The sequence below is a fragment of the Hydrogenophaga sp. genome (assembly GCF_019264445.1).
Lineage (GTDB): Bacteria > Pseudomonadota > Gammaproteobacteria > Burkholderiales > Burkholderiaceae_C > Hydrogenophaga.
This window is the reverse complement of sequence record NZ_JAHVAB010000078.1, coordinates 36,980-59,367: the sequence shown is the minus strand read 5'-3', so window position 1 is coordinate 59,367 and position 22,388 is coordinate 36,980. Positions and strand designations below refer to the sequence as shown.

Sequence of the window (22,388 nt, the reverse complement as noted above, 5' to 3'; positions counted from 1 at the left end):
GGCTCCAGGCTAGTGCCGCCGACTGCAGGCGACCTTGTTTGGGTGCACGGGATTATGTCTTACGGCCCCGCGCCTACGCCCCTGAACATCTCAACCCCTTCAGGCCCTGCCCATGGCGCACCACAACGCAGCGCATGCTCCCATTGATGCACAGTTTCTGTGGATAACTTTGTGAAAAACCCCGTGGCATTCGCCGGAACAGCCAATCGCCACGGGGCCTGCAACACGTCGATGACAAAACAGGCAGTGCAAAAGCCTTTGGAATCAATGCACTTGGACGGTCTGCCGGGCGTGCCGTGCTTTTCACGGTCAACAGCCAGCAACCACGCGGCTTGTGGACACATTTGCATGGGAGACGCCCGTGTCTGAGCCGTTTTTCGATCTCGGGCCTGCATCCGCGCGGCGCGTGTGGGCAGTTGGCCCCCTGATGCGAGCCGTGGCGGATACGGTGTCCGCCCGATTCAATCCAGTGGCGGTTCGCGGTGAGCTTTCGGGCTTTTCGCGCGCGGCCAGCGGCCATTGTTACTTTTCGCTGAAGGACGACACGGGACAGGTGCGCTGCGCCATGTTTCGCCGCTCCGCCGAGCAGTTGGGTTTCACACCCCGCGACGGTCAGATGGTCGAAGCTCGCGGCAAGCTGGATGTCTACGGTGCGCGTGGGGACCTTCAGCTCATCGTTGAGGGGCTGCAGCTCGCGGGGCAGGGCGCACTCTTTGAACAGTTCCTCAAGCTCAAGGCCGAACTCGAGGCAGAGGGTTTGTTCAATGCAGATCGAAAGCGTCCTTTGCCTGCCCAGCCGCGAGGCATTGGCGTGGTCACCTCGCTGGGCGCGGCCGCGTTGCGCGACGTGGTGACCGCACTCAGGCGGCGCGTGCCGCACATTCCCGTCGTGATTTATCCCGCTGCCGTGCAGGGCACGCAGGCTCCAGCGGAGTTGTGCGCTGCGCTCAAAACAGCCTACCGGCGCCATGCCGAGGGCAGCGAGTGCGATGTGGTGCTGCTCGTGCGTGGCGGCGGGTCGCTCGAGGACCTGTGGGCGTTCAACGACCCCACCCTGGTGCGCACCATGGCCGAGGCTCCGATGCCTGTGGTCTGCGGCGTCGGCCACGAGACCGACTTCACCCTGGCCGACTTTGTGGCCGACCTGAGAGCCCCAACGCCCACCGCTGCGGCCGAGCTGTGCGCGCCAGCCCGCGAGCAGCGCCTTGGCGAACTGGCCTATTTGCGAGAGCGATTGAGCGAGGGCGCCTTCCGCCATGTCGATGAGCAGGCGCAGCGGCTCGACCAAATCACCCGGCATCTGGGGCGGCCGTCGGAGCGCTTGCACCTCAGCCAGCGAACGCTGTCGACGCTGCAGCACCGCTTGCACGGCGCCTTGCTGCTCACGGCGCAGCAGCGACAGAACCGCTTGCAGGCTCTGCAGGTCGCGTTGCCAGCGGCGCTGAGTCGTGCGCTGCAAATGCAGCGGCTGCGCTTGACGCGTGGAGAAACATCGCTGGGCCTTCTCGATCCGAAGCTGGTGCTCCAGCGCGGCTACGCATTCTTGACAGACGATGCAGGCACAGCGGTCACCCATGCAGGCCAGGCGCATCCTGGTCAAACCTTGAATGCGACCCTGTTTGATGGCCACCTCGGGCTGCTTGTCCAAGACAGCCACACCACGCCCAAGAAACCCTGACTGCGATGCCGGCACCCGCCTTGCCTACAATGCAAAGCCCCGGCTGCCTTGCGCTGTGCCCATAGCTCAAGTTCGTCATTTCCCCATACCAACGCAAGAGGAACCCCATGGAACACACCCTGCCCAAACTCCCCTACGACCTGGACGCCCTGGCACCGCACTACAGCCGCGAAACGCTGGAGTTCCACCATGGCAAGCACCACAACGCCTACGTGGTCAACCTCAACAACCTGCAAAAGGGCACCGAGTTCGAAAGCATGGACCTGGAGTCCATCATCAAGAAATCCAGCGGCGGCATCTACAACAACTCCGCGCAGATCTGGAACCACACCTTCTTCTGGAACTGCATGAAGCCCAATGGCGGTGGTGAGCCTTCAGGTCCCCTGGCAGCTGCCATCACGGCGAAGTGGGGCAGCTACGCTGCGTTCAAGGAAGCGTTCGTGAAGTCTGCGGTCGGCAACTTCGGTTCGGGCTGGACGTGGCTGGTCAAGAAGGCTGACGGGTCGGTTGACATCGTGAACATGGGCGCCGCCGGCACCCCCTTGACCACGGGCGACAAGGCGCTGCTGACGGTGGACGTCTGGGAGCACGCGTACTACATCGACTACCGCAACCTGCGTCCCAAGTTTGTGGAGACCTTCCTCGACAAGCTCGTGAACTGGTCGTTCGCCGAAGCCAACTTCGCCTGATCCAGGACACTCCCATGCCGGGGCCCGAAGAGAAATCTTCGGGCCCTTTTTCTTGCTGGAGCCATCAAGAAAAAAAATACCAGTTATTCCCCGAGTTTTTTACATCGTGGGAATCAGGTTCAGAAAACGCGGTTCTCGGCGCGGCAGTGAACGCAAAATCACAGAGTTTCGGCCGCGTGCCTTGAGCATCCGCTCATGGCCGGTTGAAGGCATCCCCCAACAATCCTGGAGATACGCAATGAGCAGCCAGCAACCCACCATCATTTACACCCTGACGGACGAAGCACCCTTGCTGGCGACCAGTGCGTTTCTGCCCATCATCCGCACCTTCGCCGCGCCAGCCGGGATCAACGTCGCCACCAGCGACATTTCGGTGGCGGCCCGCGTGCTTGGCGCTTTTCCCGAGTACCTGAGTGAAGAGCAGCGCGTGCCCGACAACCTCGCCGAGCTGGGCAAGCTGACGCTTCGACCCGATGCCAACATCATCAAGCTGCCCAATATCAGCGCCTCGGTGTCCCAGCTGATGGCCTGTATCAAAGAGCTGCAGGCCAAGGGCTACAAGATTCCGGACTACCCGGAAAACCCCAAGACGGAAGAAGAAAAAGACATTCGCGCCCGCTACTCGAAGTGCACCGGCAGCGCCGTGAACCCCGTGCTGCGCGAAGGCAACTCAGATCGACGCGCACCCAAGGCCGTGAAGGCCTACGCGCGCAAGAACCCGCACAGCATGGGCGAATGGAGCCAGGCCTCGCGCTCGCACGTGTCTCACATGCACCAAGGGGACTTCTATCACGGCGAAAAGTCCATGACGCTGGATCGCGCGCGCGACGTCAAGATGGAGCTGGTCGCCAAGAGCGGCAAGACCATCGTGCTCAAGCCCAAGGTCTCGTTGCTGGACCGCGAGGTCATCGATTCGATGTTCATGAGCAAGAAGGCCCTGCTGGACTTCTACGAGAAAGAGATCGAGGACGCTCACAAAACCGGCGTGATGTTCTCGCTGCACGTGAAGGCCACCATGATGAAGGTGTCGCACCCCATCGTGTTCGGTCACTGCGTGCGCATTTTCTACAAGCAGGCTTTCGAAAAGCACGGCAAGTTGTTTGACGAACTGGGTGTGAACGTCAACAACGGCATGGTCGACCTCTACAACAAGATCGCCAACCTGCCGCAGAGCAAGCAGGACGAGATCAAGCGCGACCTGCACGCTTGCCACGAGGGCCGGCCGGAGTTGGCGATGGTCGACTCCGCCAAGGGCATCACGAACTTCCATTCGCCCAACGACGTGATCGTGGATGCGTCGATGCCCGCCATGATCCGCAACAGCGGCAAGATGTGGGGTGCTGATGGTCGCCTGAAGGATGTGAAGGCCGTGATGCCGGAATCCACCTTCGCGCGGATCTACCAGGAGATCATCAACTTCTGCAAGTGGCACGGCGCTTTCGACCCCAAGACCATGGGCACGGTGCCCAACGTGGGTCTGATGGCGCAGCAGGCCGAAGAGTACGGCTCGCACGACAAGACCTTCGAGATCCCTGAAGACGGCGTGGCCAACATCACCGACCTGAACACCGGTGAAGTACTGATGAGCCAGAACGTGGAGCAGGGCGACATCTGGCGCATGTGCCAGACCAAAGATGCGGCCATTCGCGACTGGGTCAAGCTGGCTGTGTCGCGCGCGCGCAATTCCGGCATGCCGGTGGTGTTCTGGCTGGACCAGTACCGTCCGCACGAAGCCCAGCTGATCACCAAGGTCAAGATGTACCTGCACGAGCACAACACGGCCGGCCTGGACATCCAGATCATGAGCCAGGTCCGTGCGATGCGTTACACGCTGGAACGCGTGATCCGGGGCCTGGACACCATCAGTGCCACCGGCAACATCCTGCGCGACTATCTGACCGATCTTTTCCCCATCATGGAGCTGGGAACCTCGGCGAAGATGCTGTCGATCGTGCCTCTGATGGCAGGTGGCGGCATGTACGAAACCGGTGCCGGGGGCTCGGCACCCAAGCACGTTCAGCAGCTGGTGGAAGAAAACCACCTGCGTTGGGATTCGCTGGGCGAGTTCCTTGCACTCGCGGTTTCCATGGAGGACTTGGGCCTCAAGGTGGGCAACGAAAAGGCAAAGATCCTGGCCCGCACGCTCGACGCCGCCACCGGCTCGCTGCTGGACAACAACAAGAACCCCAGCCCCAAGACGGGTCAGCTCGACAACCGTGGCAGCCAGTTCTACCTGGCGCTCTACTGGGCGCAGGAGCTGGCCGCACAAACCGACGACGCGGAAATGGCCGCCAAGTTCGCTCCGCTGGCCAAACAGCTGGCCGACAACGAGAAGGCAATCGTCGCCGAGCTCGCAGCGGTGCAGGGCAAGCCCGTGGACATCGGTGGCTATTACAAGCCCGACTTCGACAAGCTGGAATCCATCATGCGTCCGAGCAAGACGTTCAACGACGCACTCGCTGCCATCAAAGCCTGACCGACAGCCCCCTCGGGGGCAAGCGGCCTACCGCGGAAACGGTGGGCCGCTCAGTTTGGTGCCGGCTTTGAGGGCCCGCTTGTCAAACCAGCCTTTGTGCATCTCGAGCACGTAACGCACGGGCTTGGCAGAGCAGTGTGAATCCAGGCTCTGCGGCTTCATGTCGACCAGGTTGACGATGGTGCCGTCGTCGGCCACAAACGCAGCCGTGAGTGGCAGCAAGGTGTTCTTCATCCAGAAGCACTGCTCGGTGGGCTGCTCGAAGACAAAGAGCATGCCTTCGTTGGTGGGCATCTCTTTTCTGAACATCAGGCCCACCGACCTTTCTTGAGCGTTGGACGCCACCTGCGCCTGGATGAGGTGCATGCCGGCTTGGAGGGTGATCCGGGGCAGCTGCAACTGCGGAGCCTCCTGCGCCATCGCGGAGCCATTCCAGGCCAGGATCAAGCCGAACAGTGGAGCGAGCAAGCGGTTCATTTGTCGAGGTCAGTGGTGAGATGGACGTGGGCAGATTGTCGGGCATGGGCTGGCACGTTCTGCATGTGCGCATGTGCCACGCCTGAAAGGGCGTCAAGCCCTTCACACGGGCACTATGATTTCTGACCTTTCACACCCTCTGGAGTTCCGAGTACATGTACCAGCACATTCAAGTGCCCGCCCAAGGTCAGCGCATTGCCGTCAACGCCGACCTGTCGCTCCATGTGCCGGATCAGCCCATCATTCCCTACATCGAAGGCGACGGCACGGGCGTCGACATCACGCCCGTGATGCTCAAGGTGGTCGATACCGCCGTGGACAAAGCCTATGGCGGCACCCGAAAAATCCATTGGATGGAGGTGTATGCGGGCGAAAAGGCCACGCGGATGTACGGCCCGAATGTCTGGCTGCCGGATGAGACCCTGCGCGCCCTGCGCGAATACGTGGTCTCGATCAAAGGCCCCTTGACGATGCCGGTGGGCGGCGGCACTCGCTCGCTCAACGTCGCTTTGCGTCAGGAACTGGATCTGTACGTGTGTTTGCGTCCCGTGCAGTACTTCAAGGGCGTCCCTTCGCCATTGAAGGAGCCGGAGAAGACCGATATGGTCATCTTTCGGGAAAACTCCGAAGACATCTACGCCGGTATCGAATACGAAGCGCAGTCGGCGAACGCCCGCAAACTGATCCAGTTCCTGCAGGAGGACATGGGCGTCACGAAGATTCGGTTTCCAGAGACCTCGGGTATCGGCGTCAAACCTGTCTCGATCGAAGGTACCGAGCGCCTGATGCGCAAAGCGATCCAGTATGCGATCGACAACGACAAGCCCAGCGTGACCATCGTGCACAAGGGCAACATCATGAAGTACACCGAAGGTGGCTTCCGCGATTGGGCGTATGCGCTGGCACAGAAGGAATTCGGTGCTGCGCTGATCGACGATGGGCCGTGGTGCAAGTTCAGGAATCCGCGCACTGGCAGGGACATCACGATCAAAGACAGCGTTGCCGACGCGTTTCTGCGGCAGATTCTGCTGCGACCCGCCGAGTACTCGGTGATCGCTACCTTGAATCTGAATGGCGACTACATTTCCGATGCACTGGCAGCGCACGTGGGTGGAACCGGCATCGCGCCAGGAGCCAACATGAGCGACTCGGTTGCGTGTTTTGAGGCCACGCACGGCACCGCCCCCAAATACGCCGGCAAGGACTACGTGAACCCCGGCTCCGAGATTCTTTCAGCCGAAATGATGCTTCGCCACATGGGCTGGAAGGAGGCGGCCAACCTGATTCTCAGCTCGATGGAGAAGTCCATTCTTTCCAAGCGGGTGACCTACGACTTCGCCCGCCTCATGGATGGCGCCACGCAGGTGAGTTGCTCAGGTTTCGGGCAGGTGATGATCGATCACATGTAGGTCGAAAGAACTGCAAATCCGGGCCTGGGCTGGCCGCGCAAGCGCCGGGCACGGGGGGCCTGCGGTGTTGGCTGCTGCGGGAAGAAGCGCACGAATGAGGCCTTACTCCACGGTTTCCGTTTGTGCTTTCCCTCCACAATGGGGCATGCATCCCGATGTCCGCCGTTCTCTGGAAAGCCCCTGTGGCGTGGCGTCAGTCTGGCTGTGTGGCGCGATCCTATTCCCGCACGATGCGGCGGTGCCATGCGCACCGCTAGAATCATTTTCATGGCCACCCAGAACCCCAAAAAACCGCCCAACCCAGCCGTCTCCCCACCCAACACGGGCAGCGACGATTCGGTGGTGCTGGAACGCCGTGCGCAGCGCACGCAGCCGCCCCAGATGTTCCAGGTGGTCTTGCTCAACGACGACTTCACCCCCATGGAGTTCGTGGTGCATGTCATCCAGGAGTTCTTCAGCAAGGACCGGGAAACCGCAACCCAAATCATGTTGAAGATTCACCTCGAGGGCAAAGGCATCTGTGGCGTGTACTCACGCGATGTCGCTGGTACCAAGGTTGACCAGGTGCTTCAGGCTTCCCGTGCAGCGGGGCATCCCCTGCAATGTCTGAGTGAACCGGTTGAATAATTCCGTATCCACCCCACTTGAACCTCAGCGATCCATTTCCGAACCCAGACGATTGCCTCTTCGATCACCCCAGCCCAAAGGACGTGCCCAATGATTGCCCAGGAACTTGAAGTCAGCTTGCATATGGCCTTTGTCGAGGCCCGGCAGCAGCGGCACGAATTCATCACGGTCGAGCATTTGCTGCTCGCGCTGCTGGACAACCCCAGCGCAGCCGAGGTGTTGCGAGCATGCTCTGCAAACATCGACGACCTTCGCAAGTCGTTGACCAATTTCATCAAAGACAACACCCCGCAGGTCGCCGGTACCGATGAGGTGGACACGCAGCCCACGCTGGGCTTCCAGCGCGTCATTCAGCGCGCGATCATGCACGTGCAGTCCACCGGCAATGGCAAGAAGGAAGTCACCGGTGCCAACGTGCTGGTCGCCATCTTCGGCGAGAAGGACTCGCACGCGGTCTACTACCTCCACCAGCAGGGCGTGACCCGTCTGGACGTGGTGAATTTCATCGCCCACGGCATCCGCAAGAGCGATCCGCCTGAGCCTACCAAGTCGGGCGAGAGTGCTGCCGAGAATGAAGAGGCCGGTGAAGCCAAGGGCAACGAGAAAGCCTCTCCTCTGGAGCAGTTCACCCAGAACCTCAACCAGATGGCCAAGGACGGCAAGATCGATCCCCTGATCGGCCGCGAGTACGAGGTCGAGCGCGTGATCCAGATCCTGTGCCGCCGCCGCAAGAACAACCCGCTGCTGGTGGGCGAGGCAGGCGTGGGCAAGACCGCCATTGCAGAGGGCCTGGCGTGGCGCATCACGCAGGGCGATGTGCCGGAGATCCTGGCAGAGTCGGCGGTGTACTCACTCGACATGGGCGCCTTGCTGGCGGGTACCAAGTACCGTGGTGACTTCGAACAACGCCTCAAGGGCGTGCTCAAGTCGCTGAAGGACAAGCCCAACGCCATTCTGTTCATTGACGAAATCCACACCCTGATCGGTGCGGGTGCGGCGTCGGGTGGCACGCTGGACGCCTCCAACCTCCTGAAGCCGGCACTCTCCAGTGGCCAGCTCAAGTGCATCGGTGCGACCACTTTCACGGAGTACCGTGGCATCTTCGAGAAGGACGCAGCGCTTTCGCGCCGCTTCCAGAAGGTCGACGTGGTCGAGCCCACTGTCGCGGAGACGGTGGACATCCTCAAAGGCTTGAAGTCGCGCTTCGAGGAACACCATGGCGTGAAATATGCCGTGGCTGCCCTGCAGGCCGCAGCCGAGCTCAGCGCCAAGTACATCAACGACCGGCACCTGCCTGACAAGGCCATCGACGTGATCGATGAAGCCGGTGCGGCTCAGCGCATCCTGCCGGTGTCCAAACGCAAGAAGACGATCAGCAAGGCCGAGGTGGAAGAGATCGTGGCCAAGATTGCGCGCATCCCGCCGGCCAATGTGTCCAACGACGACCGCGGCAAGCTGCAGACGCTGGAGCGCGATCTCAAGAGTGTCGTGTTCGGGCAGGACAAGGCGCTGGAGGTATTGGCGTCTTCCGTGAAGATGGCGCGCTCTGGCCTGGGCAAGAGCGACAAGCCGATTGGCGCCTTCCTCTTCAGTGGCCCCACCGGCGTGGGCAAGACCGAAGCGGCCAAGCAGCTGGCGTACATCATGGGCATCGACCTGATCCGCTTCGACATGTCGGAGTACATGGAGCGCCATGCGGTGAGTCGCCTCATTGGCGCACCTCCCGGCTACGTGGGCTTTGATCAGGGTGGCCTGCTGACCGAGGCCGTCACCAAGAAGCCGCACTGCGTGCTGCTGCTCGACGAAATCGAGAAGGCACACCCGGACATCTTCAACGTGCTGTTGCAGGTGATGGACCACGGCACGCTGACCGACAACAACGGACGCAAGGCCGACTTCCGCAACGTCATCATCATCATGACGACGAACGCGGGTGCGGAGACGATGAACAAGGCGACCATTGGCTTTACCAACCCGCGCGAGTCGGGTGACGAAATGGCCGACATCAAGCGCCTGTTCACGCCTGAGTTCCGCAACCGTCTGGATGCGATGGTGAGCTTCAAGGCGCTGGATGAAAACATCATCATGCGTGTGGTGGACAAGTTCCTGCTGCAGCTGGAAACGCAACTCGCCGAGAAGAAGGTGGAAGTCACCTTCACCGACGCTTTGCGCAAGCACCTGGCCAAGAAGGGCTTCGACCCGCTCATGGGCGCGCGACCGATGCAACGCCTGATTCAGGACACCATTCGCCGTGCGCTGGCGGACGAGCTGTTGTTCGGTCGTCTGACCGATGGTGGCCGCTTGACCGTGGACATCGTGGCGAAGCAGGACGAGGCGGGCAAGGAAACCCAGGAAGTGGTGCTGGATATCCAGCCGCTGCCCAAGAAGGAAGGCAAAGCCAAGCCCGAAGAAGCCACCGCGGGTTGAAAATGTCTCTGTCCCAACAAAAAGCCCGGCACTGCCGGGCTTTTTGTTGTGTGTTGGTGGCTCCTCAGCGCTTTCCGCCAAGCAGACCGCCGAGCATCCCTCGCACCAGTTGCCGGCCAAGACCGCTGGCGACGCTGCGCGCAGCGGTCTTGGCCATCGTTTGCACAAGGCCATCGTATTGCCCGCCGCGGGGCCCGGTGCGTCCGAACAGGGCCTCGTTGACCATGTCACCAAAGCCGCCGCCTTGCGCGGGCGCCTCTTGTTTCGCGGCCCCGGGAATGCGCGGCACCTTCGTGTCGCCGCCGGTTTCGGCCGGCGCCGCCGCGCCACGCTGACCCGCGTGGCTGGCGAACATTTCGTACGCACTTTCCCGGTCAACGACCTTTTCGTACACGCCCGCCACCAGCGAGCTTTGGCGCAACTGTTGACGCTGGGCGGGTGTGATGGGGCCGAGCTGGCTGCCCGGTGGCAGCACGAAGACGCGCTCGGTTTCGGTGGGACGCCCCTTTGCGTCGAGCAAGCTGACCAGCGCCTCACCGACAGCCAGCTCGGTGATGGCCGCCTCTATGTCCAGCCCTGCCTTGGGTCTCATGGTCTGTGCGGTCGACTTGACCGCCTTCTGGTCTCGGGGCGTGAAGGCGCGAAGCGCGTGCTGGACACGGTTCCCGAGCTGGCCCAACACGCTGTCGGGGATGTCGAGCGGGTTCTGGGTCACAAAGTACACGCCCACGCCTTTGGAACGCACCAGGCGCACCACCAGCTCGATGCGTTCGATCAACACTTTGGGGGCTTCGTTGAACAGCAGGTGGGCCTCATCGAAGAAGAAGACGAGTTTGGGCTTCTCGGGGTCGCCAATCTCCGGCAGGGTTTCGAAGAGTTCGGACAGCATCCACAGCAGGAAGGTGGCGTACAGCCGAGGTGCGTTCATCAGCTTGTCGGCGGCCAGGATGTTGATCACCCCTTTGCCGTCCACGGTCTGCATGAAGTCGGTGATATCGAGCATGGGCTCGCCAAAGAACTGGTCGCCGCCCTGTTGCTCGACCTGCATCAAGCCGCGCTGGATGGCCCCAATGCTGGCGGCGCTGATGTTGCCGTACTCGGTGGTGAACTGCTTGGCGTTGTCGCCAATGTGCTGCAGCATGGCCCGCAGGTCTTTCATGTCGAGCAGCAGCAGGCCGTTGTCGTCGGCGATCTTGAAGACGAGGTTGAGCACACCCGCTTGCGTGTCATTGAGGTTGAGCATGCGCGCGAGCAGCAGGGGTCCCATGTCGCTGATGGTGGCGCGCACCGGATGGCCGAGCTCGCCAAAAACATCCCACAGCGTGGTGGGGCAAGACTGCGGGGCGGGCAGGGTGATGCCGCGGTCCTTGAGGACGGCACTGATCTTTTCGCCAAAGCTGCCCGGCTGGCTGATGCCCGAGAGATCGCCCTTCACGTCGGCCATGAACACCGGCACCCCGATGTTGGAGAACTGCTCCGCCAGGGTTTGCAGCGTCACGGTCTTGCCGGTGCCGGTGGCGCCCGTGATCAGGCCGTGGCGGTTGGCCAGTCCTGGCAACAGCTGGCAAGTCGTGGTGGCGTTCTGGGCAATCAGCATCGGTTCGGCCATGGCGGTGGTTCCTTGTGGAAGCGGGTTCGGGGCTGGGCGGGTGAAAACGTAAAATCGGCCGCTTATTAGATCAAAGCCAGAACGGGCAAAAGGACAATTTCGTGGCCGGACACAGCAAATGGGCAAATATTCAGCACCGCAAGGGACGCCAGGACGAGAAGCGCGGGAAGATCTGGACACGAGTCATCCGTGAAATCACCGTGGCGGCGCGTCAGGGCGGTGGCGACCCGACCATGAACCCGCGGCTGCGCCTGGCGATCGAGAAGGCCAAAGCCGCGAACATGCCGGCTGACCGCATCAAATACAACGTGGACAAAGCGTCCGGCAACCTCGAGGGGCAGGCGCTGGAGGAAATCCGCTACGAGGGGTATGGCATCGGTGGCGCTGCCGTGATCGTCGACACCATGACCGACAACCGTGTGCGCACGGTGGCTGAGGTGCGGCATGCGTTCAGCAAGTACGGTGGCAACCTGGGCACCGATGGCTCTGTGTCTTTCCAGTTCAAGCATTGCGGCCAGCTGGTGTTCGCACCGGGCACGTCCGAAGACAAGGTCATGGAGATCGCGCTCGAAGCCGGCGCAGACGACGTGATCAGCGACGACGACGGCGCCATCGAGGTGCTGACCTCGCCCGTGGATTTCGAGGCAGTGAAAAACGCACTGGAGGCCGCAGGCCTCAAGCCGGAGGTGGCCGAGGTGACGATCCGGGCCGAGAACACCATCGCGTTGGCGGGTGATGACGCTGCGCGCATGCAGAAGCTGCTGGACGTGCTGGAAGACCTGGACGACGTGCAGGACGTTTTCCACAACGCTGAAATTGGCGAGTAAGGGCGGCCCGGATGAAAGTACTCGTGATTGGCGGCGGCGGCCGCGAGCATGCGCTGGCCTGGAAGCTCGCGCAGGACGAAGGTGTGCAGCAGGTATTTGTGGCGCCCGGCAACGCGGGTACCGCGCGCGACCCGGCCCTGACGAATCTCGACATCACCGACAAGGCGGCCTTGCGCGCCTGGGCGCAGGCTGAGGGGGTGGCGCTCACTGTGGTCGGGCCCGAGGCGCCACTGGCGGCTGGTGTGGTGGATGAGTTTCGCGCCCATAGCTTGCCCATTTTTGGCCCCACGAAGGCCGCTGCGCAGCTGGAAAGCTCCAAGGCATTTTCCAAAGCCTTCATGCAGCGGCATGGCATTCCCACGGCCCGGTATCAGACCTTTACAGACCCTGCGGCGGCGCATGCCTACGTGCAGGCCGAGGGCGCGCCCATCGTGATCAAGGCCGATGGCCTGGCCGCCGGCAAAGGTGTGGTGGTGGCCATGACGCTGGCCGAGGCCCATGAAGCGATTGATTTCATGCTGCTGGACAACACGCTGGGCGTAGCACACAACGAAGGCGGTGCACGGGTCGTGATCGAGGAATTCCTGGTCGGAGAAGAGGCCAGTTTCATCGTGCTGTGCGACGGCGAGCACGCGTTGGCATTGGCCACCAGCCAGGATCACAAGCGGCTGCAAGACGCCGACCAAGGCCCGAACACGGGTGGCATGGGCGCGTATTCCCCCGCACCTGTGGTCACGCCCGCGGTGCACGAGTGCGCGATGAACGAGGTCATCCTGCCCACGCTGCGTGGCATGAAGGCCGATGGCATTCCCTACACAGGGTTCCTTTACGCCGGCCTCATGATCACGCCCGACGGCAAGGTGAAGACGCTGGAGTTCAATTGCCGCATGGGCGACCCCGAAACGCAGCCGATCATGATGCGCCTGCGCAGCCACCTGACGCAGACCCTGCTGTCGGCCACGCGCGGCGAACTCCACCGCGTGACGCTTGAATGGGATCCCCGTATTGCCCTGGGTGTGGTGCTGGCTGCAGCCGGTTACCCGTTGAACCCCCGCAAGGGCGACGCGATCACGGGGCTGCCTGCCGATGACGCCAGCCGCATGGTGTTTCATGCGGGGACCACCCGGCAGGGCGGTGCCATTCAGGTGTCGGGTGGCCGCGTGCTCTGCGTGACTGCGCTGGCCGACACCATGGTCCAAGCCCGTCAGCGTGCATACGAGGTGGTGGATGCCATCCACTTCGATGGCATGCAGTGCCGCCGCGACATCGGATATCGCGCGCTTTGAGCCTCTCTGCCGACTACCCCGGACCTCACACGGTTCGGTTTCGAGGCTCGTCGCTGTCGCGCTGGCTGCTCACCCGCATGGGGTGGCAACTCGATTTCGACGGCTTTCCTCGCCTTCAAGGCGTGGCCATCGTCTACCCGCACACGAGCAACTGGGATTTCCCCATCATGCTGCTGGTCAAGTGGGCGATTGGCGTGCCCGCGCGGTTCTGGGGAAAAGACGCGCTGTTTCGCATTCCGCTGTTGGGCGCCTGGATGCGCTGGCTGGGCGGCATTCCGCTCCATCGCCAATCGCCGCAGGGTGTGGTGGGACACATGGTGGCGCTGATGCAGCAGCACAAGCAAGAACAGCGCTTGCTGTGGCTGGCCCTGTCGCCCGAAGGAACGCGTCGGCGCACACAGGGGTGGCGCAGCGGTTTCTACCAGGTGGCGCTGGGGGCAGACGTTCCGCTCGCGCTCGTGCGCCTCGATTACAGTCGCAAAACGGTGAGCGTCACCGACTTCCTGCGCCTGACGGGCGATGAGGCGGCAGACTACGCCCGTATGGCAGCTTCGTACGATGGCGTGCGAGGTTTGCATGCCGAGTTCGCCAGTCCTGTGCAACCCTTGTCCAAGCCCTTTCCTGCCCACACGGTATGAGCATGCAACCGACCCCCACGTCCCTGGTCCGTGAATACCTCACCGACCTGCAGGATCGAATCGTTTCCACCGTGGCGCTGGTCGATGGTGGGCAGTTTGTGGTGGATCGCTGGACCAAGCCCGCAGGCGAGCCGTTGCAAGGCAGCGGGATCACGCAGATTCTGGAAGACGGCGCCGTGTTCGAGCGTGCGGGATGCGGGTTTTCGCATGTCACCGGTCCGCGCTTGCCGCCGTCGGCCACACAGCACCGCCCCGAGCTGAGTGGCGCACCCTTTGAGGCCATGGGCGTGTCGCTGGTGTTTCATCCGCGCAATCCCTACGTACCTACGGTGCACATGAACGTGCGCATGATCGCGGCGACGCCGGCGGGCGGCGAGCCGGTGTGCTGGTTCGGTGGCGGCATGGACCTCACGCCCTACTATGGCTTCGAGGAAGACGCGGTGCATTTCCACCGCTCCACAAAAAACGCGCTCGACCCCTTCGGTGTCGACAAGTACCCCCGATTCAAGACCTGGTGCGACGAGTACTTCTTTTTGAAGCACCGCGACGAACAGCGCGGTATCGGGGGTGTCTTTTTTGACGACTTTTCCGAGCTCGGATTCGATGGCAGCTTCGCCATGATGAGCTCGGTGGGCGACGCCTTTCTGGATGCGTACCTGCCCATCGTCGACCGCCGCAAGAACACGCCCTACGGCGAGCGCGAGCGCAGCTTCCAGCTGTACCGCCGCGGTCGCTATGTGGAGTTCAACCTCGTCTGGGACCGCGGTACGCACTTTGGCCTGCAATCGGGCGGGCGCGCCGAGTCGATCCTGCTGTCCATGCCGCCGTTGGTGAGTTGGGCCTACAACCGCAAGACCAAGAAGGGGACGCCTGAAGACCGCCTCTACAAGGAGTTTCTGGTGCGCAAGGACTGGATCTGATGACCGACATGGCTCAACCCCGCCGCGTCGGCATGTTCGGCGGTGCTTTCGATCCGCCGCACTGGGCGCATCGCGCCCTGGCCGAAACGGCCCTCAGCCAGCTCGGGCTGGATGTGCTGCACATCCTGCCAACGGGCCACGCGTGGCACAAGTCGCGCATTCTGTCGTCCGCCGAAGACCGCGTGGCCATGTGCGAACTGGCCTTCGGGGATTTGCCTGACGTCAGGCTCGATCCGCGTGAGATTCAGCGAGAGGGCCCGAGCTACACCGCCGACACACTGCGCGAGCTCCAACGCGAGTATCCCCAGGCCGAACTCTTCCTCGTGCTCGGCGCAGACCAGTTGCTGGCTTTCAAGAGCTGGGTTCGGTGGCAGGAGGTGCTTGAGTTGGCCACACTTGCCGTGGCCAACCGGGCCACCAACATCGGGGCCGACGCATCGCTCGATCAGGACATGGAGACCGACCTGTCGGGCGTGGACCTGCCATTCGAGTTGCTCAACATGCCCCTGAAGAACATCAGCGCAAGCGCGGTACGCGCCCGTGTGGGTCAGCCTGCCTTGAGCGCCGCTGCGCTCGATGTTCTGGTGCCAGAGGCCGTCGCACGCTATATTTCACAACACCACCTTTACCAGCCCCCTACATGACCAGCGAAACCACAGCCAAGAAAGACATCCAGAGACTCCAGCGCGCCATCGTCGATGGCCTTGAGGACGTCAAGGGTCAGGACATCGTGGTTTTCAACACCGAGCACCTCTCCCCTCTGTTCGAGCGGGTCATCGTGGCCAGCGGCACTTCCAATCGGCAGACCAAAGCCCTGGCCGCAAGCGTGCGCGATGCCGTTCGCGAGGCGGGCTTTGACAAACCGCGCATTGAAGGCGAGGACAACGGCGAATGGATCATCGTGGACTGCGGCGCTGCCGTGGCCCACGTGATGCAGCCCGTGATCCGCCAGTACTACCGGCTCGAGGAAATCTGGGGCGCCAAGCCCGTGCGCCTCAAGCACGGAGCGGAGAAGCCCCTGGCGGCTCCTATCGCTCCTGCGGCCAAAAAGAAGGCCGTGAAGAAAGCGCCGGAAGCGGCGCCGGTGTCAGCCAAGAAGGTCGTGCGCAAGACCGCCGCCAAAGCGGCGCCTCCGGTGCCCGCCAAGAAGAGTGCAGCGGCAAAACCCGCAGCGAAACCTGCAGCCAAGCGCGCGCCCGCCAAGGCTGCGCTGCCCAAGGTGGTGGTGGGCAAACCTGCGGCAAAGAAAACCGTGGCTAAACCTGCTGCCAAGAAAGCCGGCAAACCGGCCGCCAAGAAGAAGGCATGAAGCTGTTGATCGTCGCGGTCGGGCAACGGGTGCCCGACTGGGCTCAAACGGCCTACGACGATTACGCCAAACGCTTCCCGCCCGAACTGCGGGTCGAGCTCAAAGCCGTCAAGACCGAGCCGCGAGGCTCCAAGGCGCTGGAAACCTTGCTGACGGCCGAGCGCGAGCGCATCGAGGCCGCCATCCCGCGTGGAGCCCGAGTGGTGGCACTGGACGAACGCGGCACCACGCTCACCACGAAGGCCCTCGCGCAGCAGTTGCAACTTTGGCAACTGGAGGGTGACGACGTCGCGCTGGTGATCGGTGGTCCGGACGGGCTCGATCCTGCCTTTCGTGCCGCCGCCCACCAGCGCATCCGGCTGTCCGACCTCACGCTGCCTCACGCCATGGTGCGGGTGTTGCTGATCGAACAGCTCTACCGCGCCTGGTCCGTGAACGCCAACCACCCCTACCACCGCGAATGACCCACTTCATTTATCTGGCCTCCCAGAGCCCACGCCGGCTGCAGTTGCTGGAGCAGTGGGGCGTTCGCTGCGAACTGCTTTTGCCCGGCGCAGATGAGGATGCGGAAGCGCTGGAGGTGACGCTCGCGGGTGAATCCCCCGCGAGCTATGTGCAGCGCGTGACGGCTTTGAAGCTGGAAGCGTCGCTCTTGCGGCTCAAGCGCCGGCAGCTGCCTGCTGCGCCGGTGCTGTGCGCCGACACGACGGTGGCTCTCGGTCGGCGCATCCTGGGAAAGCCGACCGATGCCGATGACGCGGGCCACATGCTGAGCGCGCTGGCGGGCAAGCGCCACCGCGTGCTCACCGCTGTGGCGGTCGGCAAAGCCACTTCGCGGGGTGTTCGCACGTGGACGGCTCTCTCGACTTCCTGGGTGACGTTTGAACCGCTGACCACCGCCCAGATACGCCGCTATGTACAGAGCGGTGAACCCATGGGCAAGGCCGGCGCCTATGCCATTCAGGGCCGCGCGGGTTTGTGGGTGAGTCACATCAGCGGGAGTTATTCGGGCATCATGGGGTTGCCTGCGCACGAGACGGCGCAGGTGCTGAACGCGGCAGGCGTGCAGCTGATCTGACGCACCCAACACGCCACGGAGAAGGGCTTCATGAGCCAGGACATTCTGATCAATTGGTCGCCGCAGGAAACGCGTGTGGCGGTGGTGGAGCAGGGCGCGGTGCAAGAGGTGCATCTGGAACGCACGCTGGAGCGCGGTCTGGTGGGCAACATCTATCTCGGCAAGGTGTCGCGCGTGTTGCCCGGCATGCAGTCGGCCTTCATTGACATCGGCCTGGACCGCGCGGCGTTCCTGCACGTGGCCGATCTCATGCCCAACATCGCGGCCAAGCACGCCGCCCCACGAGAGCGGCCGGCCGCCGTGGCCGGCACCGACGTCAATCTGCCCGTGGCTGTCGCGGGTGCTGGCGCCAAGCTTCTCGCTGCCAATCCGGTCCTGCCCATCGAAAGGCAAATCTTCGAGGGGCAGGCGCTGATGGTGCAGGTGCTCAAGGACCCCATCGGCACCAAAGGCGCCAGGCTTACCGCCCAGATCAGTATCGCCGGGCGTTTGCTGGTGTTCCTGCCACAGGACAACCACATCGGCGTATCACAGAAGATTCCGCCTGCCCAGCGCGAGTCTTTGCGGCAACGGCTCGTGCAGCTGACGGCCACGTCGGATGGCAGTCCCGCCGGTGGCTTCATTCTGCGAACCAACGCTGAAGACGCGTCCGATGAAGAGCTGGTGGACGACACGGCCTATTTGCGCAAAACCTGGTTGCGCATCAAGGAGGCGGCCACGCGGCAGCCACCTGCGACGCTTCTGCACGAAGATCTTAACCTCATGCAGCGCGTGTTGCGGGATCTGGTGGGTGCCGATACCCAATCGATCCGCATCGATTCCCGCGAGCAACACGGCCTGCTGAGCGGCTTCGCGGCTGAATTCATGCCGGACACCGTGGGCAAGCTGCATCACTACAGCGGCGAGCGGCCCATATTCGATTTGTTCAGCGTGGACGAGGACATCGTGCGCGCCCTCAGCCGCCGCGTGGACCTGAAATCGGGCGGCTACCTTGTGATCGACCAGACCGAAGCACTGACCACGGTGGATGTGAACACCGGTGGTTTTGTGGGTGCGCGAAACTTCGACGATACGGTCTTTCGCACCAATCTTGAGGCCGCCCAGGCCATTGCGCGCCAGCTTCGTTTGCGCAACCTTGGCGGCATTGTGATCGTCGACTTCATCGACATGGTGCGCGACGACCACCGTGAAGCTGTGCTCACGGAGTTTCGCAAGCAGCTGGCGCGTGACCGTGTGAAGACGATGACGGGCGGCTTTTCCCAACTCGGTCTGGTGGAGATGACGCGCAAGCGAACGCGGGAATCGTTGGCGCACATGCTCAGCGAGCCGTGCGAGGCGTGCAGCGGGCGCGGCGTGGTGAAAACCGCGCGCAGCATCTGCTATGACATCCTGCGCGAAATCCTGCGCGAGGCCCGAGCCTTCAATCCACGCGAATTCCGCGTGGTCGGGTCGCCCAAGGTGATCGAGCTGTTTCTCGACGAAGAGCGTGCCCACCTTGCAGGCCTGTCCGATTTCATCGGCAAACCGATATCGCTTCAAAGCGAGAGTTCGATGACGCAGGAGCAATACGACATCGTGCTGCTGTGAGGCAGCGCGTTCGGTTCAGGGTGCTTCGGTCCTGAAGCTTTGTGCGTGCAGGCGTGCGTAGAGGCCGTCGGCCTGCAGCAGCTCGCGGTGTGTGCCCTGCTCGCGGATGCGGCCATCGGCCAGCACGACGACCCGGTCCGCGTGTTCGATGGTCGATAGCCTGTGGGCGATGACGAGGGTGGTGCGGCCCCGCATCAGACCTGCCAGGGCATCCTGCACCAGCCTCTCGGACTCGTTGTCCAGCGCTGAGGTGGCTTCGTCCAGTATCAGGATCGGTGCGTCTTTGTAGATGGCCCGCGCGATGGCCAGGCGCTGGCGCTGGCCGCCGGAGAGCTCGGCGGCGTTGTGCCCCACCGTGCTGTGGATTCCCTGTGGCAGGCGCTCGATCAGCTCGCCCAGGTTGGCCGATGCCAGCGCAGCGCGCACGCGGTCTTCATCGATCTGGGCATCGACTGCCCCCAGCGCGACGTTGGCCGCCAGGCTTTCGTTGAGCATGACGACATCCTGGCTGACCATGGCGTACTGCCGGCGCAGGCTGCTCAGCTCCCAATCGGCCAACGGTGTGCCGTCCAGCCGAATGTCGCCGCGTTCGATCTCCACAAACCGGGGCAGCAGATTGACGAGGGTGGTTTTGCCCGAGCCGGAAGGGCCTACAAAGGCCACCACCTCGCCCGGTCGGATGTCCAGCGAGATGCCGCGCAGGGCGACCAGACTGTCGTCGTCCGAACGTGCAGCCGTATCGTCTTTGGCCGGATAGCGCACCCAGACGTCGCGCAGGGCAATCGCGCCAGCCACCCGGTCTGCCACGTGCGAGCCTCCGGTTTGCTCCGGCGTGTGCTCAATCAGTTCCAGCCCCCGCTCCAGCGCCGCCAGACCGCGCGTGATGGGTGCGGCGATCTCAGCAAGGTGCCGAATAGGCGTGATGAGCATCAGCATGGCGGTCACGAACGCCACGAAGTTGCCCACCGTCACGCCGCTGGTACTGCTCTGCCAGAGGGCCACCGCGATCACGGCCGAGAGTGCCGCCGATGCGAGCATTTGTGTGAGGGGCGTCATCGATGCGGTCGACACCGTGGATTTGAGTGCAAGGCGACGCAGTGCCATGCTGAGGCGATCAAATCGCTGTGTTTGCCGCGCCTGTGCGCCATGCAGCCGCACCATGCGGTGGGCGAGGGCGTTTTCCTCCACCACGTAGGCGAGCTCGTCGGTGGCCTGCTGGCTGTCCCGCGTGAGTTTGTAGAAGCGGCGCGAAAGCACCCGCATGATCAGGATCAGGCCGGGGAAGACCAGCAGCACGATCAGTGTGAGCTTCCAGTTGAGATACAGCAGATAGCCCAGCAAAGCCAGCACCGCCAGACTGTCCTTGGTGAGCGTGAGGAAGGCCGTGACCAGCAGTTGCGAGCCCGTCTGGACCTCGTACACGAGCGTGTTGGACAGCTTGCTGGCACTCTGGCGGGCAAACAAGGTCATCTGGGCATCGTTGAGCTTGAGGAACATGGCGCGCCGAAGGTTCAGCAGGCCGAGGCTGGCGGTGTAGGAGAGCGCGTACTGTGCGGTGAATCCGGCGATGCCCCGAATGCCGAACAGACCCATCAAGGCCACAGGGACCATCCATAGCTCGACGTTGCCTTGAGCGAATCCCTTGTCCAGCAGGGTCTTCAACAACGCCGGGATCAGCGGCTCGGTCAAGGCGCCGATGAGTGTGGCCACCGCCGCCAGCGCAATACCGGCTTTGGCCGAGCGGAAGTAGGGCCACAAACGCAGAAGTCGTTGCGTGAGCGTGCCGTCCAGAGGCTTTTGCGGTGAGGCGTTGTCGGTCAAAGGCGGGTCACTTCAGAAAACTGGCTGATGACAGGAACAATATGCCGGTAGCGGGATCAAGTCCGCATGCGGAAAGCGCAGGGCGCCACGCACACATCTTGTCACGGAGGGCCACAAGCCCTCCGTTATTATCAGCCGGTTGGTTGGGGCCCTCCAGAAGGGCGTGCCCAAAGACAAAAAGTGACACACAGGATGCTGGATTTGACTCGACACGACATGCAGACCCCCCTTCAAAGGCGATCCGTTCTCGGGCTCGTTTCTTCGCTCCCCCTGCTGACCTTGCCCATGGCCCCTGCCCACGCGCAATTCCGTGTGGAGGTGGCAGGTGTCGGTCTGACACAGTTCCCGTTTTCGGTGGTGGGTTTTCGTGGCAATGACGCCGCCTCGGAGAACGTCGCCGCCATCGTGCGCGCCGACCTGGAGCGAAGCGGGCAGTTCCGGTTTGTGGACCCGCTCAGCGGCGCCCTCGACGAGACCTCGCGTCCCGACCTCGGTCCCTGGCGCGAGCGGGGCTCCGACTCGCTGCTCACAGGCAGCGTGACGCGACTGGCCGATGGTCGCTTCGATGTCCGTTTTCGTCTGTGGGATGTGGTGCGTGGCCAGGACCTGGGCGGTCTGAGCTATCCCGTGGGCGCACAAGACTTGCGCCTTGCAGCCCACCGCATTGCCGATCACGTGTTCGAGAAGATCACGGGCGTCAAAGGGGTGTTCTCCACGCGCATCGCCTACGTCACCAAGGCCGGCACGCGCTACAACCTCTGGGTGGCTGACGCCGACGGCGAGAATGCCCGTGCGGCCCTCACCAGCCCGGAGCCCATCATTTCGCCGAGCTGGGCGCCGGGAGGCGGGCAACTCGCGTATGTGTCGTTCGAGGCGCGCAAGCCAGTCATCTATGCGCATGACGTGGCCACCGGCAAACGCCGCCTTCTGGCCAATTTCAAAGGCTCGAACAGTGCGCCTTCGTGGTCCCCGGATGGCCGTTCGGTGGTGGCCACGCTGTCGCTCTCCGGGAATGCCCAGGTCTACGTGATGGACGCCAACGGCGGAGAGCCGCGGCGGCTGAGCCAGTCGGCTAGCATCGACACCGAGCCCGTGTTCAGTCCTGACGGCAAAAGCATCTACTTCGTGAGCGATCGAGGCGGATCACCGCAGGTGTATCGAATGAGCGCGCAGGGTGGCAATGCCCAGCGGCTGACTTTCACCGGCAACTACAACATCTCGCCCGCGCCCAGCCCGGACGGCCGCTGGTTGGCATTCATTTCTCGCGTCAACGGTGCGTTCCGCCTGCACGTGATGGACGTGGCGAGCGGCGCCGTGACCGCCCTGAGCGAGTCCAGCGGCGACGAGAGCCCCAGCTTCGCGGCCAACAGCCGCATGATCATTTACGCCACCCGAGACAAGGGGCAGGAAGCCCTCATGACGACCACCGTCGATGGTCGCATCAAGACCCGCCTGGCCGGCGCTCAGGGTGACATCCGTGAGCCCGAATGGGGTCCCTTCCTCAAGTGACCCGCGCTGCTGCGCGCACGC

Annotated in this window: 19 protein-coding genes; 16 read left to right on the top strand and 3 right to left on the bottom strand. The window is 63.0% G+C overall.

The genetic code is table 11. The annotated features are described in order from the left end of the window. Positions 1–427 precede the first annotated feature (427 nt). From xseA to KXJ60_RS17380, 3 genes are all read left to right on the top strand, one after another. Positions 428–1,678: an exodeoxyribonuclease VII large subunit gene (gene xseA, locus KXJ60_RS17390; RefSeq protein WP_363318034.1), complete on the top strand. Its 1,251-nt coding sequence runs from the start codon at positions 428–430 to the stop codon at positions 1,676–1,678. 107 nt (positions 1,679–1,785) lie between these two features. After that, positions 1,786–2,367, top strand: a complete 582-nt coding sequence (locus KXJ60_RS17385; RefSeq protein WP_291130939.1) for a Fe-Mn family superoxide dismutase — start codon at positions 1,786–1,788, stop codon at positions 2,365–2,367. Between the two features lie 238 nt (positions 2,368–2,605). Next, complete coding sequence (locus KXJ60_RS17380; protein ID WP_291130936.1) at positions 2,606–4,843, top strand: NADP-dependent isocitrate dehydrogenase; 2,238 nt, start codon at positions 2,606–2,608, stop codon at positions 4,841–4,843. A gap of 27 nt (positions 4,844–4,870) precedes the next feature. Here the strand turns inward: KXJ60_RS17380 and KXJ60_RS17375 are convergent, their stop codons facing one another. Continuing rightward, complete coding sequence (locus KXJ60_RS17375) at positions 4,871–5,320, bottom strand: DUF192 domain-containing protein (protein ID WP_291130935.1); 450 nt, start codon at positions 5,318–5,320, stop codon at positions 4,871–4,873. Between the two features lie 155 nt (positions 5,321–5,475). Here KXJ60_RS17375 and icd point away from each other — a divergent pair, with 155 nt between their 5' ends. The 3 genes from icd to clpA all read left to right on the top strand — a co-directional run bounded on the left by icd (position 5,476) and on the right by clpA (position 9,783). Then, positions 5,476–6,729 carry an NADP-dependent isocitrate dehydrogenase gene (icd, locus tag KXJ60_RS17370; protein WP_291130934.1) on the top strand — a complete coding sequence of 418 codons (1,254 nt, stop codon included), beginning with the start codon at positions 5,476–5,478 and terminating at the stop codon, positions 6,727–6,729. A gap of 267 nt (positions 6,730–6,996) precedes the next feature. After that, the gene (gene clpS, locus KXJ60_RS17365; protein ID WP_291130932.1) at positions 6,997–7,356 is read left to right on the top strand and encodes an ATP-dependent Clp protease adapter ClpS; all 360 of its coding nucleotides are present in this window, start codon (positions 6,997–6,999) and stop codon (positions 7,354–7,356) included. Positions 7,357–7,446: 90 nt separating this feature from the next. Further along, positions 7,447–9,783, top strand: coding sequence for an ATP-dependent Clp protease ATP-binding subunit ClpA (clpA, locus tag KXJ60_RS17360; RefSeq protein WP_291130930.1), 2,337 nt, complete (start codon positions 7,447–7,449; stop codon positions 9,781–9,783). Between the two features lie 64 nt (positions 9,784–9,847). Here clpA and KXJ60_RS17355 read toward each other — a convergent pair whose 3' ends face one another. After that, on the bottom strand, positions 9,848–11,392 hold the full coding sequence (locus KXJ60_RS17355; RefSeq protein WP_291130928.1) for a helicase HerA-like C-terminal domain-containing protein: 1,545 nt from the start codon (positions 11,390–11,392) through the stop codon (positions 9,848–9,850). Between the two features lie 101 nt (positions 11,393–11,493). On the opposite strand from KXJ60_RS17355, the gene KXJ60_RS17350 reads away from it, so the two are divergent. The 9 genes from KXJ60_RS17350 to KXJ60_RS17310 are packed head-to-tail and all read left to right on the top strand — an operon-like array spanning position 11,494 to position 19,037. Next, positions 11,494–12,219, top strand: a complete 726-nt coding sequence (locus KXJ60_RS17350) for a YebC/PmpR family DNA-binding transcriptional regulator (protein WP_291130926.1) — start codon at positions 11,494–11,496, stop codon at positions 12,217–12,219. An 11-nt stretch (positions 12,220–12,230) separates the two neighbouring features. Next, positions 12,231–13,505, top strand: coding sequence for a phosphoribosylamine--glycine ligase (purD, locus tag KXJ60_RS17345; protein WP_291130924.1), 1,275 nt, complete (start codon positions 12,231–12,233; stop codon positions 13,503–13,505). After that, positions 13,502–14,143 (top strand): 1-acyl-sn-glycerol-3-phosphate acyltransferase, encoded by a 642-nt coding sequence (locus KXJ60_RS17340; RefSeq protein ID WP_291130922.1) that lies wholly within the window; start codon positions 13,502–13,504, stop codon positions 14,141–14,143. Before purD ends, KXJ60_RS17340 begins: the two co-directional genes overlap by 4 nt. A gap of 2 nt (positions 14,144–14,145) precedes the next feature. Further along, positions 14,146–15,063 carry an oxygen-dependent coproporphyrinogen oxidase gene (gene hemF / locus KXJ60_RS17335; protein WP_291130920.1) on the top strand — a complete coding sequence of 306 codons (918 nt, stop codon included), beginning with the start codon at positions 14,146–14,148 and terminating at the stop codon, positions 15,061–15,063. Then, positions 15,063–15,707: a nicotinate (nicotinamide) nucleotide adenylyltransferase gene (gene nadD / locus KXJ60_RS17330; protein ID WP_363318054.1), complete on the top strand. Its 645-nt coding sequence runs from the start codon at positions 15,063–15,065 to the stop codon at positions 15,705–15,707. Before hemF ends, nadD begins: the two co-directional genes overlap by 1 nt. Then, complete coding sequence (gene rsfS, locus KXJ60_RS17325) at positions 15,704–16,372, top strand: ribosome silencing factor (protein ID WP_291130914.1); 669 nt, start codon at positions 15,704–15,706, stop codon at positions 16,370–16,372. Before nadD ends, rsfS begins: the two co-directional genes overlap by 4 nt. Next, a complete protein-coding gene (rlmH, locus tag KXJ60_RS17320) occupies positions 16,369–16,836 on the top strand; it encodes a 23S rRNA (pseudouridine(1915)-N(3))-methyltransferase RlmH (protein ID WP_291130912.1) in 468 nt (155 codons plus the stop codon). Before rsfS ends, rlmH begins: the two co-directional genes overlap by 4 nt. Then, positions 16,833–17,450 (top strand): Maf family protein, encoded by a 618-nt coding sequence (locus KXJ60_RS17315; RefSeq protein ID WP_291130910.1) that lies wholly within the window; start codon positions 16,833–16,835, stop codon positions 17,448–17,450. Before rlmH ends, KXJ60_RS17315 begins: the two co-directional genes overlap by 4 nt. A 30-nt stretch (positions 17,451–17,480) precedes the next feature. Next, complete coding sequence (locus KXJ60_RS17310) at positions 17,481–19,037, top strand: Rne/Rng family ribonuclease (RefSeq protein ID WP_291130908.1); 1,557 nt, start codon at positions 17,481–17,483, stop codon at positions 19,035–19,037. A 15-nt stretch (positions 19,038–19,052) separates the two neighbouring features. Here KXJ60_RS17310 and msbA read toward each other — a convergent pair whose 3' ends face one another. Then, complete coding sequence (msbA, locus tag KXJ60_RS17305; protein ID WP_291130906.1) at positions 19,053–20,858, bottom strand: lipid A export permease/ATP-binding protein MsbA; 1,806 nt, start codon at positions 20,856–20,858, stop codon at positions 19,053–19,055. Between the two features lie 285 nt (positions 20,859–21,143). Between msbA and tolB the strand changes: the two genes are divergently transcribed. Further along, positions 21,144–22,367, top strand: coding sequence for a Tol-Pal system beta propeller repeat protein TolB (gene tolB, locus KXJ60_RS17300; protein ID WP_291130903.1), 1,224 nt, complete (start codon positions 21,144–21,146; stop codon positions 22,365–22,367). Positions 22,368–22,388 lie beyond the last annotated feature (21 nt).